Origin of the sequence: Arthrobacter sp. GAS37 (assembly GCF_044908325.1) — a bacterium.
GTDB classification, from domain to species: domain Bacteria; phylum Actinomycetota; class Actinomycetes; order Actinomycetales; family Micrococcaceae; genus Arthrobacter; species Arthrobacter ramosus.
The window spans coordinates 1-14,794 of sequence record NZ_JBIYDB010000015.1; the positions used below are offsets into that span (position 1 = coordinate 1).

General features: G+C 64.5%; 16 protein-coding genes. 9 read left to right on the forward strand and 7 right to left on the reverse strand.

Annotated elements, in window-relative coordinates; all coding sequences use genetic code 11:
- Window positions 1-216 precede the first annotated feature (216 nt).
- Together ABH924_RS13340 and ABH924_RS13345 are read left to right on the forward strand one after the other, a co-directional pair.
- Window positions 217-357 carry a hypothetical protein gene (locus ABH924_RS13340; RefSeq protein WP_404499474.1) on the forward strand — a complete coding sequence of 47 codons (141 nt, stop codon included), beginning with the start codon at window positions 217-219 and terminating at the stop codon, window positions 355-357.
- 681 nt (window positions 358-1,038) lie between these two features.
- Window positions 1,039-1,515: an RNA polymerase sigma factor gene (locus ABH924_RS13345; RefSeq protein WP_404499476.1), complete on the forward strand. Its 477-nt coding sequence runs from the start codon at window positions 1,039-1,041 to the stop codon at window positions 1,513-1,515.
- 87 nt (window positions 1,516-1,602) lie between these two features.
- Here ABH924_RS13345 and ABH924_RS13350 read toward each other — a convergent pair whose 3' ends face one another.
- Window positions 1,603-2,256 (reverse strand): phosphoribosyltransferase, encoded by a 654-nt coding sequence (locus tag ABH924_RS13350; protein WP_234748620.1) that lies wholly within the window; start codon window positions 2,254-2,256, stop codon window positions 1,603-1,605.
- A gap of 82 nt (window positions 2,257-2,338) precedes the next feature.
- On the opposite strand from ABH924_RS13350, the gene ABH924_RS13355 reads away from it, so the two are divergent.
- The gene (locus ABH924_RS13355) at window positions 2,339-2,752 is read left to right on the forward strand and encodes a MarR family transcriptional regulator (RefSeq protein WP_404499479.1); all 414 of its coding nucleotides are present in this window, start codon (window positions 2,339-2,341) and stop codon (window positions 2,750-2,752) included.
- A gap of 20 nt (window positions 2,753-2,772) precedes the next feature.
- Here the strand turns inward: ABH924_RS13355 and ABH924_RS13360 are convergent, their stop codons facing one another.
- The 5 genes from ABH924_RS13360 to ABH924_RS13380 form a co-directional block, all read right to left on the reverse strand.
- Window positions 2,773-3,603, reverse strand: a complete 831-nt coding sequence (locus ABH924_RS13360) for an alpha/beta fold hydrolase (RefSeq protein ID WP_234747732.1) — start codon at window positions 3,601-3,603, stop codon at window positions 2,773-2,775.
- 4 nt (window positions 3,604-3,607) lie between these two features.
- Window positions 3,608-3,937 (reverse strand): biotin/lipoyl-containing protein, encoded by a 330-nt coding sequence (locus ABH924_RS13365; RefSeq protein ID WP_234747729.1) that lies wholly within the window; start codon window positions 3,935-3,937, stop codon window positions 3,608-3,610.
- Window positions 3,930-4,961: an alpha-ketoacid dehydrogenase subunit beta gene (locus tag ABH924_RS13370; RefSeq protein ID WP_404499481.1), complete on the reverse strand. Its 1,032-nt coding sequence runs from the start codon at window positions 4,959-4,961 to the stop codon at window positions 3,930-3,932. The genes ABH924_RS13365 and ABH924_RS13370 overlap by 8 nt, the downstream gene beginning before the upstream one ends.
- The gene (locus ABH924_RS13375) at window positions 4,954-5,991 is read right to left on the reverse strand and encodes a thiamine pyrophosphate-dependent enzyme (protein WP_234747722.1); all 1,038 of its coding nucleotides are present in this window, start codon (window positions 5,989-5,991) and stop codon (window positions 4,954-4,956) included. Before ABH924_RS13375 ends, ABH924_RS13370 begins: the two co-directional genes overlap by 8 nt.
- A 247-nt stretch (window positions 5,992-6,238) precedes the next feature.
- On the reverse strand, window positions 6,239-7,621 hold the full coding sequence (locus tag ABH924_RS13380) for an amino acid permease (protein ID WP_404499484.1): 1,383 nt from the start codon (window positions 7,619-7,621) through the stop codon (window positions 6,239-6,241).
- A 176-nt stretch (window positions 7,622-7,797) separates the two neighbouring features.
- On the opposite strand from ABH924_RS13380, the gene ABH924_RS13385 reads away from it, so the two are divergent.
- The 6 genes from ABH924_RS13385 to ABH924_RS13410 all read left to right on the forward strand — a co-directional run bounded on the left by ABH924_RS13385 (window position 7,798) and on the right by ABH924_RS13410 (window position 14,210).
- Entirely contained in the window at window positions 7,798-8,277 is a 480-nt protein-coding gene (locus tag ABH924_RS13385; RefSeq protein ID WP_234747717.1) for an Lrp/AsnC family transcriptional regulator, read from the forward strand.
- Window positions 8,278-8,378: 101 nt separating this feature from the next.
- A complete protein-coding gene (locus tag ABH924_RS13390) occupies window positions 8,379-9,089 on the forward strand; it encodes an NUDIX hydrolase (protein ID WP_404499612.1) in 711 nt (236 codons plus the stop codon).
- Window positions 9,086-10,393, forward strand: a complete 1,308-nt coding sequence (gene nadA, locus ABH924_RS13395) for a quinolinate synthase NadA (RefSeq protein WP_404499486.1) — start codon at window positions 9,086-9,088, stop codon at window positions 10,391-10,393. The genes ABH924_RS13390 and nadA overlap by 4 nt, the downstream gene beginning before the upstream one ends.
- Window positions 10,394-10,430: 37 nt before the next feature.
- Window positions 10,431-12,158 (forward strand): L-aspartate oxidase, encoded by a 1,728-nt coding sequence (gene nadB / locus ABH924_RS13400; protein ID WP_404499488.1) that lies wholly within the window; start codon window positions 10,431-10,433, stop codon window positions 12,156-12,158.
- Complete coding sequence (nadC, locus tag ABH924_RS13405; RefSeq protein WP_404499490.1) at window positions 12,151-13,056, forward strand: carboxylating nicotinate-nucleotide diphosphorylase; 906 nt, start codon at window positions 12,151-12,153, stop codon at window positions 13,054-13,056. Before nadB ends, nadC begins: the two co-directional genes overlap by 8 nt.
- Window positions 13,053-14,210 carry a cysteine desulfurase family protein gene (locus ABH924_RS13410; RefSeq protein ID WP_404499492.1) on the forward strand — a complete coding sequence of 386 codons (1,158 nt, stop codon included), beginning with the start codon at window positions 13,053-13,055 and terminating at the stop codon, window positions 14,208-14,210. The genes nadC and ABH924_RS13410 overlap by 4 nt, the downstream gene beginning before the upstream one ends.
- Before the next feature lie 89 nt (window positions 14,211-14,299).
- Here the strand turns inward: ABH924_RS13410 and ABH924_RS13415 are convergent, their stop codons facing one another.
- A complete protein-coding gene (locus ABH924_RS13415; protein WP_404499494.1) occupies window positions 14,300-14,791 on the reverse strand; it encodes a GtrA family protein in 492 nt (163 codons plus the stop codon).
- Between the last annotated feature and the right edge of the window lie 3 nt (window positions 14,792-14,794).

Here is a 14,794-nt window from a genome sequence, read left to right on the forward strand (position 1 = left end):
TGGCGTCGAATACCACTATTTTCCCTTGTCGGAGCACCCTTTCACCGGTTTAACACACCCCCCCGGCAGACCTGCCATGAAAACCCCGGGCTAGGCCTGGGATTCGTGACAACGATGGCCTCTCCTCTGCTTGTCGCCTGTGCCTTATGGACCCTCTCACAAGGGCATTGGCCGGTAGCGATACTCACCTTTCTCGCCTTCGCGGCAGGTCGATTGATGACCACAGTCGCGACAACCTTTGATGAATCCTTCGCCTGCGATACATCGGCAGCCGACAAGATCGTGCGCGCAGTCTCACCGTTTGGAGTCGTCGAAGGCATTGCGGGCGCGGCGACCGGCGTGCTGATCTTGGTATAGAGACCGATTGCCGTTTGCCTATGACGAGGGAGACAAAGCGAGTGAAATCGGGCCAAAGGATGATGCTCGCACTGTGCGCGATAGTGGGGCTCTCGGCGTGCGAGCCCCTAAACACATCACCACCAACGGAATCCTCTGCACCCAAGACGCTGACATTAGCGTCGAGCCTCGGGTGTCCCGATGCGTTTGACGCAGACGCGGATCATGAGCCGGAGCCTCCGGGATCAGACACGCCCGGCGCGCTAGGGGTCTCATCCAGATCTTGGATCGGCAGCCCGGCGGGCTATACGTGGCCGATTAAGGACGATCTAAGCGGTTTTGCGGTCACCATCGCTGGCGTCCGGTACGGCGGATGGAAAGCGCCTTTGACTTTGGAGCCGGGCATTGGGGAGCGTGCTGTGAGCATTGAGGGGCCCGACGACGCTGTGCTGATGGTTGTCTCCAGCAAGGATTGGGGGACTAATCCTTCCTTGCGGGAGGGGAATGTGATTTTGCATCGATCCTATTCCATCAAGGGGTGCCAGAACCGCAGAACACAGTTCCCGGGAATGATCCTTGTCCTCGGACCCGCCTGCGTCGTAATCAGGGTCACCGACCACGTGACGGGGGCGACATCCACTGTATCCGTGCCGATGTACGGCGGCGTATGCAAGTGAGCTAAGGAAGGCGGCTTGGGGCGCTGTGGGGGAACATCCCGAGGACGATTTTGCTGATTACTTTAGGATCCACTATCCGCGACTCCTCGCGTTTGTAAAGCGGAGGGTCGATGATCATGAAACGGCCCAGGACATCTGCAGCGAGTCATTCTTGCTGGCCTGGAAGATCCTCGGGTGCGAATGCGCGGATTCAGCCTCATGGCTCTATGTAACGGCACGGAATCTGATTGGCACCGAGTACCGGCGCCGTGCCCAGAAGGACAGGCTGATCCTTGCGATAGGCAGAATCTCCGCAAGTTCCCCAGATCCCTGCGAGCATGCGGATCTGGAGATCGCAATGGAAGGGCTGCACCCTGATGACAGGGCGGCCATCGTTCTGACTTATTGGATCGGTCTGTCCGCCGCAGAGGCGGCGATCCTCTGCGGGTGCAGCGAAGGAGCAATGTGGAAGCGTCTGAGCCGGGCAAGAGCACAATTGAGGAACTTCCTTTCGGAAGCGTGAACCTACCTGCTTGCTGGCCAGCCAATTGAGTTTTCTTCTCCGGCAGTAGCTACCGTGGTGATAGAAGCACCTTCCATTGACCGGGCCCTACCCCGCCTGCTCCAAAAGCCGCACCGCGTCGTCATCGGTCAGTTGTTCGAAGTGCTCGTAGAAGGCGCCCACGGCGTGGAACTTGCCCGGCGTGTGCAGGCACATCATGAAATCGCACACCCGGCTGATGGACGCTTGGGCTTCGAGGGATGACACGGGGACGGCGGCCACTACAGTCGCGGCCCCACCCGCGCGGACGGCCTCGACGGCGGCACGCATCGTTGCGCCCGTGGCGAGTCCGTCGTCGACAAGGACCACAGTCTTGCCCGAGAGATCGAAGCGGATACCCGGATAGGTCTTCACGCGCCGCAGGAGTTCTCCCCGCTCGCGTACCTCCACCGCATCAAGAGAAGCCTGCGTGATTCCGTGCCGCAGCATGCGTTCGGCGAGGGGCCGGTTGAGTATGCGGACGATCCTGCCGTTGGACCAGGCCAGGGCGCCGAACGCTGTTTCTTCACGCCCCGGAATGCCGAGTTTGCGCACCAGAATGGCGCCGTAAGGCTGGTAGAGCTCGACGGCGGCAGCGGCCGCCACGGGGACCCCACCGCGGGCGAGGCCCAACAGGATGGTGTCCGGCCTTTGCCGGAGCTGCGGAAGCCCTGCTGCGACGCGGCGTCCGGCGTCCGCACGGTCCTTGAAGCGCATGCCCATTCGTCTCACTTCCACGTAATCCAGCGCTGAATCAAGCCTACCTTTCTTGCCGGGACCGCTCTGCGCTGCCACGATGGGCCATGTGAACAAGCCAATCGGGTACTGGACCAAACGGCTGGATGCCGCATTGGAGGCACATCTGGACAGCACTTTGGCGAGGTTGAAACTCAGCCGGAGGCAGTGGCAGACCCTCAATGTCCTGGCCGAGACACCCCTCAGCCCCGAGGATCTTGACGGGATACTCAGCCCTTTTTGGGGCGGCGACACGCGACGTCGCGAAAGCGAACTCGCCGCGCTCGTAGGCCGCGGCATGATCATCATGGTGGACGATCGCATCAGCCTCAGCGAACTGGGCCACGCAAAACACGAGGAAGCCCAAAGGCTTGTTGAAGACTCCCGGCGGGACCTCTCGATGGGGATCGGTATCGACGAATACGCCATGGCCGTCAGCGTGCTGGAGCGTATGACGCTCAACGCGGAGCGGCTGGCGGGCTAACGCCGCCGCTCGGCCACCACTTAGACGCCGAGGAACGCCAGCGCAGCGTCCTTAAAAACCCGGCTGGTCACCGCGTTGCTGTGATTCCGCCCCGGGACGAGCAACTGTTCAACCATGCCGCCGGCGTGGGCAGCGATCGAAGCGAGCTCCGGCATGGTGACGGCGCGCTCGTCCTTCTCTCCGGCCACCAGGAGCATCGGCATATGGGGCACGGCTTCGGCAGGATCGAATGGTTCGCCCTTGATGGCCTCGATGAGAGACAAGAGCGCAAAAAGATCGTTGCTCGGCAAGAGCTGTGCCATCTTGAGCAACCCTGCGGTGGACTCGTCTTCGATGGGCGTGCCGTCCGCGAGGTAGCGCTGTGCTGCAGCGAGATCGAAGGACGCCAGGGGGTCTTCCTTGTTCGGGCCGCCCAACACCAGCCGGTGGACGAGTTCGGGCTGGGTTGCCCCGAATTCCCAGGCGAGCCGGGAGCCCAAAGAATAGCCGATGACGTCGAGCCCGCTGGTAGGGTCACCGGCGCGCACAGGGCGCGCACCGGCGTCGGCGACTATCTGGAGCAGGTCCGCACGGATCCGACTCGGGGAGTAGGAGTCCAGGTCCTCCGGCGAACTGCTCTGGCCATGTCCTGGAAGATCCACCGTGATGACACGCCGGCCTGCGGACTTGAGGGTGGAAATCCAGCCGGTGTCGCCCCAATTGAGTTTGGTGGACGAGGAGAAGCCGTGCAGCAGCAGGACAGGGCGCAGCCCCGCGTCGGTGCCTTCGGCAGGCTCATGGACTTCCACGAACAGATGCGGATCTGTTCCCTCCACAGTGTGGATGTGCTCTTCCGTGTGCCTGCCGCTCATGGTGTCAGTCCTCATCAAGTACAGCGCTCAGGCGGACCCGGCGCTTCGGTGCGTCATCCTTGGGAACGGTGCCCACGATGCCGGCAGTATTGTCCGGCACCTCGAACACCACCAGCGGCTCACCGACGTTGATGGTCTCGCCCGGCGCGCCGTGGATACGGATCACTTTACCCGCCTGCGGGCTCGGCAACTCGAGGGCGGATTTACTCGTCTCCAGCTCCACGAGCGGCTGGTTCCGTTCCACCTGGTCGCCGGGGGAGACGAGCCAGTCCAACACAGTCGCTTCGATGAGGCCTTCGCCAAGATCGGGCAGGGGGAAGCTGATTTCAGCCACGTCGATACTCCAGTACTCGTTGGATCCCCAGGAGGATGCGGTCAATGTTCGGAATGTATTCGTCCTCCAGGTCGCCGGAGGGATACGGCACGTCGAAGCCGGTGACCCGTTCGACGGGCGCCTTGAGCGTGTCGAAGCAGCTTTGCGTGATGAGTTGGGCCACTTCGGCCCCCAGCCCGGAGGTCAGCGGGGCTTCATGCACGACGACGGCGCGCCGCGTCTTTCCGACGGAAGTCGCCAGCGCTTCGGCGTCGATCGGCTTGAGCCAGCGCAGATCAAGGACCTCGACGTCGATTCCGTCCTCCGCCGCGAGTTCGGCAACCTGCAGGCACCTGGCCACCATGGCACCCCAGGCCACGAGGGTCAGGTGGCGGCCCGGCCGGACAATGCGGGCGCCGGTGAGGGTACCGCCGTCAGCTGTGTCGACGTCGCCCTTTTGCCAGTAGCGGGACTTCGGTTCCATGAAGATCACCGGGTCAGGCCGCGAAGCCGCGTACTTGAGCAGCTGGTAGGCATCGTGCGGGTCCGACGGCGAAACAACCTTGAGCCCTGGAACGTGCGCGAAGAGTGCCTCGAGGCTTTCGCCGTGGTGTTCGGGGGCGCGGATACCGCCGAAGCTGGGCACCCGGAGCGTGATCGGCATCGGCAAGGTGCCGCGGCTCCGGTAGTTCATCCGGGCGATCTGGCACACGATCTGGTTGATCGCGGGATACGCGAAGCCATCGAACTGTACTTCCGGAATCGGGTGGAAGCCGGCCATGGCCAGACCCACTGACATGCCCAGGATGCCCGATTCTGCGAGCGGGGTGTCAAAGACCCGGGATTCTCCGTGCTTGGCCTGCAGTCCGTCGGTGATGCGGAAGACTCCGCCCAACTGGCCGCAGTCCTCCCCGAAGACCACCGTCTTTGGATCCGTGGAGAGGATTTCGTCCAACGCGCGGTTGAGGGCCTGCTGCATGGAAAGCTTTACGGATTGTTCGTTCCGTGCCCCGGCTTCAAGAATGGCGGTGGTGCTCTCAGACATGTTCGGACTCCTCGCGCCAACGGGTGGCCTGGTTTTCAAGGGCGGGGGTGGTTTCCTGGAAGACGAAATCGAACATTTCGTTGCCGGGCCGGGGGCCGAGGGCTTCGATTCCGGTGCGGATGCCTTCTTCCTCTGCCCAGGCTGCCAGGTCGGCAGCGGTGAAGAATGCCTCGTCGGCTACGCCTTCGGCAAGCAAACGCTCGCGGAGGCGTTCCAGCGGGTCCTCGCCGGCGTCGATGCGCTCGTCGTCGAGGCTCCGGTACCGGCCGGGGTCGTCGGCCGTGGAATGCGGCCCGCGGCGGTAGGTCATCGCCTCGACAACAACCGGACCGTTTCCTGCGCGGCAGTGGGCGAAGGCGTTGCGGGTGGCCTCATACACGGCGACCACATCGTTGCCGTCTACCTGAATGCCCGGGATCCCATAGCCCGCGGCTCGTGCGGCTACCGAGCCGCCGGCCACCTGCCGCTCTGTGGGCACGGAAATCGCCCAGCCGTTGTTCTGGACGAAGAAGACGACAGGTGCTTTCATCACGGCGGCAAAGTTCATGGCTTCGTGCACGTCCCCTTGGGAGGAAGCGCCGTCGCCGAAGTAGCTGAGGGCCACTCCTTGCCCGCCGCTCAGGGTCTGGCCGTGGGCCCAGCCGACGGCATGGAGCACTGAGCCTGCCACGACGGCCTGGATGGGCGCGAGGCGGCTTGCCAGGGGATCGTACATGCCGCCATGCCACGTTGCCTTGTGGGTGGACATGTACGCCACCATGTCCACGCCCATGGTCCTGGCGACGCCCATTTCGCGGTACGTCGGAAAGGCGAAGTCGCGTGCAGTGTCGAGGGCGTAGGCGCTGCCGACCTGGGCGGCTTCCTGGCCGAGTTCCGGAGCGTAGCCGGGGATGATTCCCTGACGCTGCCAGGCGACGGCCGAGGTATCCAGGTATCGGACGGCAGCCATCAGGGAATAGAGCTCCCTGAGCTGTCCGGGGGACAGGGGCGCGGCGTCGGCTGCGGCCACGGCGGGAAGAAGTGAGTCCATGGACGTGACCGTAGTCACTGTTTGGATCATAGGCAATCCGCCTATTTAGACCTAGTCAAACTGCCATGGACTGCCAGTCTTCTTGTGGAAATACCTAGCAGTTTGTGCATCTCCCGCTCACCCAAGTAATCCCCACCGCCCCCCTCGCCTCGCGAGCTCGGCCAGGGAACCCTGGCGGCGTGGGCCCCGCAGTTGTTGTCGATATGGGGGCTCAAAACGACAACAACTGCGAGTCAGTTGGGTTTGATTAGGCGCTTCGTGCGGACTTGACCTTCGCGCCGATCCTGCAGGCCACGGCGATGCACGCGATCAACAGGAACGTGCCGATCAGCTGGCCTGCGCTCTCGGCATTCGAGAAGCCCACCACGAAGATCAGGGCAAGCAGCGCCAGGCCGAATACCGTGAGGAAGGGGAATCCCTTCATGCGAAGCGGCAGTTCGGTTCCTTCGCGGTCGGCCCGGCGGCGCAGGATGAACTGGGACACGAGTGCCGTTCCCCAGACCACGAGGCAAGTGGAGCCTACGAGGTTGAGCAAGGCGGGAAGCACATGGTCGGGGAAGAGCAGTTCCAGGACAGTGGCGACGAAACCGAAAGCAACGGAAACCCCGACGGCGGCCATGGGCACCTGCGCGCCGCGCAGTCGTGACAGGAAAGCCGGCGCTTCGCCGCGCTCAGACAGGGAGAAGACCATGCGCGAGGCGCCGTAGAGGTTTGCGTTGAGCGCGGAAAGCAACGCCACGACGGCAACGAGGGTGATGGCCGTGCCGGCTCCCGGGATGCCTGCAAGGTTGAGGACACCGGCGAACGGCGACTTCAAGCCTTCGGAGTCGGAGGGCAGCACTGCTGCAATGACGAAGACCGAACCGATGTAGAAGACCAAGATGCGCCACACCACCGTGCGGATGGCTTTACCGACGCTGTGTGCGGGGTTCTGCGTCTCCGCAGCAGCCACGCTCACGATTTCGGTGCCGCCGAAGGCGAAAATCACGACGAAGAGCGCCGCTGCAATTCCAGACCAGCCGGACGGTGCAAAATTGCCGGTCAGGTTTCCGAGGCCAGGGGAGGCTGCACCGGGCAACCAGCCGTACAGCAAGGCCGCGCCGATGACGAGGAAGGCGACAATGGCTGCGACCTTCAGGATGGCGAACCAGAATTCGAACTCACCGAAGTTCCGGACCCCGGCGAGGTTGATCGCGGTAAAGGCCACCATGAACACCAGGGCCAGCGCCCACACAGGAATGACCGGCCAGACGGAGAACAGCAGCCCTGCTGCGCCGAGCGCCTCCGCGGCGATGACCACTACCAGCTGCAGCCACCAAAGCCAGCCAACCGTGGATCCGGCCGTCTTGCCCATGGCCTTCTCCGCGTAGACCGAGAAGGCGCCGCTGTTGGGGTTGGCGGCTGCCATCTCGCCCAGCGCCCACATCACCACGATGATCAGGGTGCCCGCCACGAGGTAGGAGATGAGTACTGCCGGGCCGGCCGCGTGGATTCCGGCACCCGATCCCAGGAAGAGTCCCGCTCCGATCGCGCTGCCCAGGCCCATCATGGTGAGCTGGCGCGGCTTCATCGAGTGGCCGAGGCCTTGCGAAGGAATGGAGGGTCGAACAGCGGTGGACTTCGTTGTCATTCGTGTTTGCCTTCTTGTGGATGGTTTGTCAGCTGGTCCTTGTAGGACTTATCGAATTTACCGCTTCCGAACGAAAGTGGCGAAAAACACTCGTGAGAGGATGGTTACAAGCTGGTGTGACATCTCGGCATGGAGTGCCGATTTGTACAGCTCATGGGCGGAAGTAGGAAAAACTGATGGTTGTCGACGAGTTGGATGCCAAGATTGTCCGATTTTTCACCGACTCCCCGCGGGCGTCTGTACTCGAGGCATCCAGGGTCTTGAAGGTCGCCCGCGCCACGGTCCAGTCCCGTCTGGACCGGATGGCCGAGCGCGGGGTTGTGGCTCCCTGGGTTCCGCAGCCCGATCCCTCCGGCTTCGGCTATCCCGTGGTCGCCTTCTGCTCCCTGACCATCAACCAGGACCTGGGGCACGACGCCGTCGTCGAAGCTCTGGCCGCCATTCCCGAGCTCATTGAGGTCCACACCGTCTCCGGCAGTTCGGATCTCATGGTGCGCGTGGTGGGTAAGTCGAACTCGGACCTGCAACGCGTGCTGGACAAGCTCATCGCCACCAAGACCGTGCTCCGTTCGTCGTCGGTGATAGTGCTGAATACGCATTTCCAAGGGCGCACCTTGCCCCTCCTGGAAGCTGCGGCCAAGGAGAATGCGGGCTGAAACATTTGGACACTGTCCACTGACAGTCGTACCATTAGTTCTAGTCATTTTGACTATAACTAACTTTCTGGTCCCAACGGCAAAGAAGCGGGGTGAATACCGTGTACGCCACCTCCGCCAATGTCGCAGAGCGCAGGCTCGCCCCGCCGTCGTTGGCCATATCAACGGTGATCTTCGCCCTCCGCCCAAGTGAAAGCTCCGGCCGCCCCACGCTGTGGCTGCCGCTGGTGCGCCGCATCCGCGAACCTTTCAAGGACATGTGGGCACTGCCCGGAGGCCCGCTGCAGCACGACGAATCACTCCAAGATGCCGCGTCACGGAACCTGCGCGAGACCACGGGGCTGGCTCCCCAATACCTCGAGCAGCTCTACGCCTTCGGCGGAGTGCACCGCTCGCCTGCCCAGAGGGTCGTCTCAATCGTCTACTGGGCCTTGGTGCAGCCCACGGAAGCCGCCCTGGCCGACGAATCCGAGAACGTCCGTTGGTTCCGGGCAGACCGGCTCGCGGAATTGGCCTTCGACCACAACGCGATTGTGGACTACGCCCTGTGGCGGCTGCGCAACAAGATGGCCTACGGGTCCATCGCCTATCACTTGCTGGGAGAATTCTTCACCCTGGCACAGGTCCGCGAAGTCTACGAGGCTGTCCTGGACCGTCAGCTGGATCCGGCGAACTTCCGCCGGCAAATCAAGGGAACACCGGAAATCGAGGAAACCGGTGAATACCTCCAGGGCGGAAAACACCGCCCGCCCCGCCTCTACCGCTTCACCGGCACGCCCGGACTCGGGCCAGACAACAGGAGTACACCATGAGCAGCGTCAACACAGCTATCCAGCTGATCACGCGGGAAGAAGCCGAAAGCGGCCGTTCCGCGGCCGGCTCAACGTGCAGCCCCGATCTGGCCAGCGGCCCGTGGGAGTACGACCTCGCTGAAGACCTCGCCGGCATCCCGGCTTACGGTCCCGGCGCTTCCAGCTCCGACGACGCCCCGAAAGCCACGCCCCGTCAAGGCCAGTTGCCCGAAGAGTACAAGCTGGCCAGTGACGCCGAGCTCGACGTCCGGATCCGCGCCGCCAAGGAGACGCTAGGGGACCGGGCCGTCATCCTGGGCCACTTCTACCAGCGCGACGAAGTTGTCCAGTACGCGGATTTCGTGGGCGACTCCTTCCAGCTCGCCAACGCTGCCCTGACCAAGCCCGACGCCGAGGCCATCATCTTCTGCGGCGTGCACTTCATGGCCGAGACTGCCGACATCCTGTCCAGCGAGGACCAGGCCGTGATCCTGCCGAACCTGGCCGCCGGCTGTTCCATGGCGGACATGGCGGACGAGGACTCGGTGGAGGAATGCTGGGAGCAGCTTGAGGAGCTCTTCGGGACCGCCCCCGATTCCGAAGGCCGTGCCCCGGTCATCCCGGTTACCTACATGAACTCCTCGGCCGCATTGAAGGCCTTCTGCGGACGCAACGGCGGCATCGTCTGCACGTCCTCCAACGCAAAGACGGTGCTCGAATGGGCATTCGAACGTGGCCAGCGGGTCCTCTTCTTCCCCGACCAGCACCTGGGCCGCAACACCGCCAAGGCCCTCGGCGTGCCGCTGGAGCAGATGCCCATGTGGAACCCGCGCAAGGAGTTCGGCGGAAACGACGAACAGACCCTGTTGGATTCGCGCGTCATCCTCTGGCACGGCTTCTGCTCCGTCCACAAGCGCTTCAACGTGGGCCAGATCGCGAAGGCGCGCGCCGAATTCCCGGGCGTGAACGTCATTGTGCACCCCGAGTGCCCCATGGAGGTTGTCGACGCGGCAGACGGCGCGGGTTCCACCGACTTCATCAAGAAGGCCATCGCCGCCGCAACCGAACCCACCACCTTCGCGATCGGCACTGAGATCAACATGGTGAACCGCTTGGCAGCCGAGAACCCGCAGCACACCATCTTCTGCCTTGACCCGGTGATCTGCCCTTGCTCCACGATGTACCGCATCCACCCCGGCTACCTCGCCTGGGTGCTCGAAGAACTGGTGGAAGGCCGCGTGGCCAACCGCATCACGGTGGACGACTCCGTCAAGGACAACGCCAGGATCGCCCTCGAACGCATGCTCGCAGCACGGCCGGTCTAGGCCACACCCTGTACCAACCAGTCGAATCGAGCCTCACATGACTGCAGAACGCATTCCCGGCGCTCACGCGCGGCGGCGGCTCGTCGTCGTCGGAAGCGGCATCGCCGGCCTCTATTCCGCGCTGCTGGCCGCCGAGGCCGGTGCGGACGTCGTCCTGCTCAGCAAGGGGGCGCTGGCGGACAGCAACACCTTCTTTGCCCAGGGCGGGATTTCGGCTGTGCTGGACGCGCCCGCCCCCGGCGATACCGTCGCCGCGCACATCACGGATACTCTCAAGGCCGGCGCGGGCCACTGCAATGCGGAGGCCGTGCGGGTGCTGTGCACCGAAGCGCGGCTCGACATCATGGGGCTCGAGCGTTTCGGTGTCCGTTTCGACGCGGACGACGACGGCGATCCAGCCTTGGGACTCGAAGCCGCCCACTCCGCGCCGAGGATCCTGCACACCGGCGGAGACGCCACCGGTGCCGGGGTCGCGAACGCACTCATCCTGGCGGTCCTTGACGCGCAGGACGCCGGGAAAATCCAGGTGCTGGGACATGCCCAGGCGACTTCCCTGATCCAGTCCGAGGGGCGTGTGACAGGCGTTGAATTCCTGCGCAACGGCCGCCTCGAGAGCGTATTCGGCGATGCCGTGCTGCTCGCCACCGGCGGGGCGGGGCAGCTGTTTGCCCAGACCACCAACCCCTCGGTCGCAACGGCCGACGGACTCGCGCTCGCATGGCGGGCGGGCGCCGAGCTCGCAGACTTGGAGTTCTTCCAGTTCCACCCCACGAGCATGGTCCTCTCCGCTGCCGGAAAACCGGCTCCCCTCGGCGCCGATCCGCTCCTCATTTCCGAAGCGGTCCGCGGCGAAGGCGCCATCCTGGTGGATGCGAACGGCGAGCGGTTCATGCCTGGCTACCACCCGGACGCCGAACTGGCGCCGCGCGATGTCGTCTCCCGCAGCATCGCCCTCCACCTTGCTTCACTTGGTGATCCGAACGGCCACGTCTTCCTTGACGCCCGGGTCGTCGAAGCGAAAAATGGGGCGGGCTTCCTTGAGAAGCGCTTCCCGACGCTCAGCGCCCGGACCCGCGAAGCCGGCATCGACTGGACTCTCGAACCCGTTCCGGTTGCCCCTGCCGCGCACTACTGGATGGGCGGCGTTGTCACCGATCTGTTCGGCCGTACCTCCGTTCCTGGCTTGCTTGCGGCCGGCGAAGTTGCTTGCACCGGGGTCCAGGGTGCGAACCGTTTGGCCAGCAACTCCTTGCTCGAAGGGCTCGTGTTCGGGCGGCGGGCTGTTGAGGGGTTACTTGGCTCGACCGGGTCACCTTTGGGGCCGCCTGACGGCATCCCTCTGCGTGCTAACTCGGCCGCGGGCGGCCTCGCTTTTACGCACGCTGCCGGGACACCGTCAGACGAAAGTCGCCTCACCGCCTGGCAGCGTGAGGGCCTTCCTGGTCGTTTCAACCGCACCGCGCTTCGGCGGCTTATGACTGCTAAGGCCGGGGTGCTTCGGACCGGGGGGTTGCTGCGGGAGGCCGCTGAGGCACTCGGCGCTTGGGCCGATGTCGTGCTTCCTGAGAATGTGCCGGACTCTGCGGATCCGCGCGTGCACGAGGATGCTAATTTGCTCCTGGCTGCGCAGCTGTTGGTGCAGGCTGCGGGGGCGCGGCGAGGGTCGCTCGGGGCGCATTACCGGAGTGACGCCGTCGAAACCCAACGCGAAGAAATTGTTCAGAGATACACGATCCGCCGGAAAGCGAGCCTCGTCAATGACTAGCCTGACCCTCCCCGCAGCACCCGTCCGGGACATTCTGGAGCGGGCATTCGCGGAGGACGCGCCGAGCGGCGACATCACCTCGCAGCTGCTCATTCCCGCCGAAGCCCGCGCCACCGCCGTGCTCAATGCCCGGGTTCCGGGGGTGTTCAGCGGCGGAACGGTGTTCCGTGACGCCATGCTGCTCATCGACCCCGACACCGAAGTGGAGCTGTTGCTCGCGGACGGTGAAGCGTTCGACGCCGGAACGCACTTGGCGCGGGTCAGCGGCCGCGCCCGCTCGGTGCTGCTTGCCGAACGCGTCGGGCTCAACCTCGCCCAGCGCATGAGCGCCATTGCCACCAAGACCGCCGAATTCGTCAAGCTGGTCGACGGCACCAAAGCTCGTATTACAGACACGCGGAAAACAACCCCCGGGCTGCGGGTATTGGAACGCTACGCCGTGCGCTGCGGCGGGGGAGCCAACCACCGCTACAGCCTGTCCGATGCCGTCCTGGCCAAGGACAACCACTTGGCCGTGATGACCGGTGGCGATTCCGCCAAGCTCACCGCACTGCTCAAGGCCGCCAAGGCCCAGCTGGGCCACACCATGCACTTCGAAGTGGAAGTGGACAGTGCCGAGCAGATCGAACCCGTACTCGCGGCCGGCGTGGACACAATCATGCTGGACAACTTTTCCCTTGAGGAGCTCCGTGCCGGCGTGAAGCAGGTGGCTGGCCGCGCCGTCGTCGAGGCGAGCGGCAACGTCAACGTCAACACTGTGGCGGACATCGCCGCCGCGGGAGTCGATGTGATTTCCATCGGCGGACTCACGCACAGCGTCAACGCGCTGGACCTGGGCCTGGACGTGACGCTCGACGTCACGCCCCGACCCGTCCCAGGGTCTCGGCTGACGCCATGATCTTCCTCGACGCCGCGGCGACGACGCCCGTCCGCAGGGAAGTCCTCGAAGCGATGTGGCCGTATCTGACGGGGGAGTTCGGCAATCCCTCAAGCCATCACAGCCTCGGCGAAGCAGCTGCTAACGCGTTGTCAGGAGCCCGCGCGGCGGTAGCGAAGGCTCTGGGCTGCCGGCCCGGCGAGATCACCTTCACTTCCGGTGGCACCGAGGCGGACAACCTAGCCGTGAAAGGAATCGCCCTCGCGAGACGTGCGGCGGACCCTGCCCTGAACCGCGTTGTCATCAGCGCCATAGAGCACCCCGCTGTCGAGGAATCCGCGCTCTACCTGCAACGCGTCCATGGGTTCGAGGTGGACGTGGTCCCCGTGGACCGGCACGGTGTGGTGACGGCCGAGGCGCTCCGGGCTGTGCTGAGTCCGGCGACAGCCTTCGTCAGCATCATGTATGCCAACAACGAGATCGGGACCGTGCAACCCGTGCGGCAACTCGCGGAGGTGGCTGCGGAACATGGCGTGCCGTTCCATACGGACGCCGTCCAGGCCGCGGGCTGGCTACCCATAGGCGTCAAGGAACTGGGAGTAGACGCCCTGAGTATCTCGGGCCACAAGCTCGGCGCGCCCAAGGGCAGCGGCGTGCTCTACGCCAAGGGAAGGCTGCGCCTTGAACCGCTGGTCCATGGCGGCGGCCAGGAGCGGGGCAGGCGCTCCGGGACCGAAAACGTGGCAGGTGCCGTCGCCCTTGCCACTGCGCTGACCTTCGCCCACGCTGGGCAGTCCGAGCTCGCCGGCCGTGTCTCGGAGTTGCGGGATGCCTTCATCCGCACTGTCCTTGAGGCTGTGCCCGGTGCCATGCTGACCGGCCACCCCTCGCAGCGCTTGCCGTCGGTCGCGTCCTTCTGCTTCCCCGGCACGAGCGGGGAGTCGGTCTTGCTTGAGCTTGAGCGGCTTGGCGTGGTGTGCTCGAGCGGATCGGCCTGCGCTGCAGGATCCGACGCTCCGTCGCCGGTCCTGCTGGCCTTGGGAATCGAGCCCGAGGTGGCCCACACCGCTGTCCGCTTCAGCTTCGACTCCACGGTGACGTCAGCGGAACTGGAGCAAGCCGCGGAAGCCGTGGCTGCCGCCGTCGGGAGCGTGCAGGGGCTCGGTCGCCGCTGACCGTCCCACCCCAACTGACTCGCATTTATTGTCGTTCTGAGGGCTCAAAACGGCATCTACTGCTAGTTAGTTGGGAATCCGGCAGTCAATCAAACGTGGCGGGCCCGGCGGAAAATCCAGTGGCGCAGCATCGTGAAGCGCACGGCCGTCGCGACGAATCCGGACAGCGTGGTGGTCCAGAGGTCCTCGGCGAGGGTGGCTTCGGGACGTAACGCATGCAGCACGCCCAGGCTCCCGCCCGTGATGACCAGCGCCACGGCGATCACGATCAGCCCGTTCAAGTGGTCCCGGGTTCGTTTCCGGTTGCCGCTGATCTTGAAGGTCAGCCGCCGGTTCAGGGCAGTGTTCATGAGCGAGGTGATGATCAGTGCTGCGGCGTTGGCAGGTTGGGGTCCCATCCACGGCCGGAACAGCGCGTACAACGCCAGCGAGGTGACGGTACAGATGATCCCGACGCCGGTGAAACGGATGAGCTGCCTGACCACCGGATAGCGCAGCAGGCCCTTGCGGCGCTTGCTTGTAGCTGGCCTGAAAAGGGACGTCTGCCGCGTCTCGGTTGCCGGCACGGCAGAAGGCTCCATGGC

What these genes read in the sequence shown, in the direction of transcription:
- ABH924_RS13380 (WP_404499484.1), bottom strand. Translation starts at nt 7,621, where the DNA reads ATGACAACGAAGTCCACCGCTGTTCGACCCTCCATTCCTTCGCAAGGC.
- ABH924_RS13415 (WP_404499494.1), bottom strand. Translation starts at nt 14,791, where the DNA reads ATGGAGCCTTCTGCCGTGCCGGCAACCGAGACGCGGCAGACGTCCCTT.
- nadC (WP_404499490.1), top strand. Translation starts at nt 12,151, where the DNA reads ATGACTAGCCTGACCCTCCCCGCAGCACCCGTCCGGGACATTCTGGAG.
- ABH924_RS13385 (WP_234747717.1), top strand. Translation starts at nt 7,798, where the DNA reads ATGGTTGTCGACGAGTTGGATGCCAAGATTGTCCGATTTTTCACCGAC.
- ABH924_RS13375 (WP_234747722.1), bottom strand. Translation starts at nt 5,991, where the DNA reads ATGGACTCACTTCTTCCCGCCGTGGCCGCAGCCGACGCCGCGCCCCTG.
- ABH924_RS13350 (WP_234748620.1), bottom strand. Translation starts at nt 2,256, where the DNA reads ATGGGCATGCGCTTCAAGGACCGTGCGGACGCCGGACGCCGCGTCGCA.
- ABH924_RS13410 (WP_404499492.1), top strand. Translation starts at nt 13,053, where the DNA reads ATGATCTTCCTCGACGCCGCGGCGACGACGCCCGTCCGCAGGGAAGTC.
- nadA (WP_404499486.1), top strand. Translation starts at nt 9,086, where the DNA reads ATGAGCAGCGTCAACACAGCTATCCAGCTGATCACGCGGGAAGAAGCC.
- ABH924_RS13340 (WP_404499474.1), top strand. Translation starts at nt 217, where the DNA reads ATGACCACAGTCGCGACAACCTTTGATGAATCCTTCGCCTGCGATACA.
- nadB (WP_404499488.1), top strand. Translation starts at nt 10,431, where the DNA reads ATGACTGCAGAACGCATTCCCGGCGCTCACGCGCGGCGGCGGCTCGTC.
- ABH924_RS13360 (WP_234747732.1), bottom strand. Translation starts at nt 3,603, where the DNA reads ATGAGCGGCAGGCACACGGAAGAGCACATCCACACTGTGGAGGGAACA.
- ABH924_RS13370 (WP_404499481.1), bottom strand. Translation starts at nt 4,961, where the DNA reads ATGTCTGAGAGCACCACCGCCATTCTTGAAGCCGGGGCACGGAACGAA.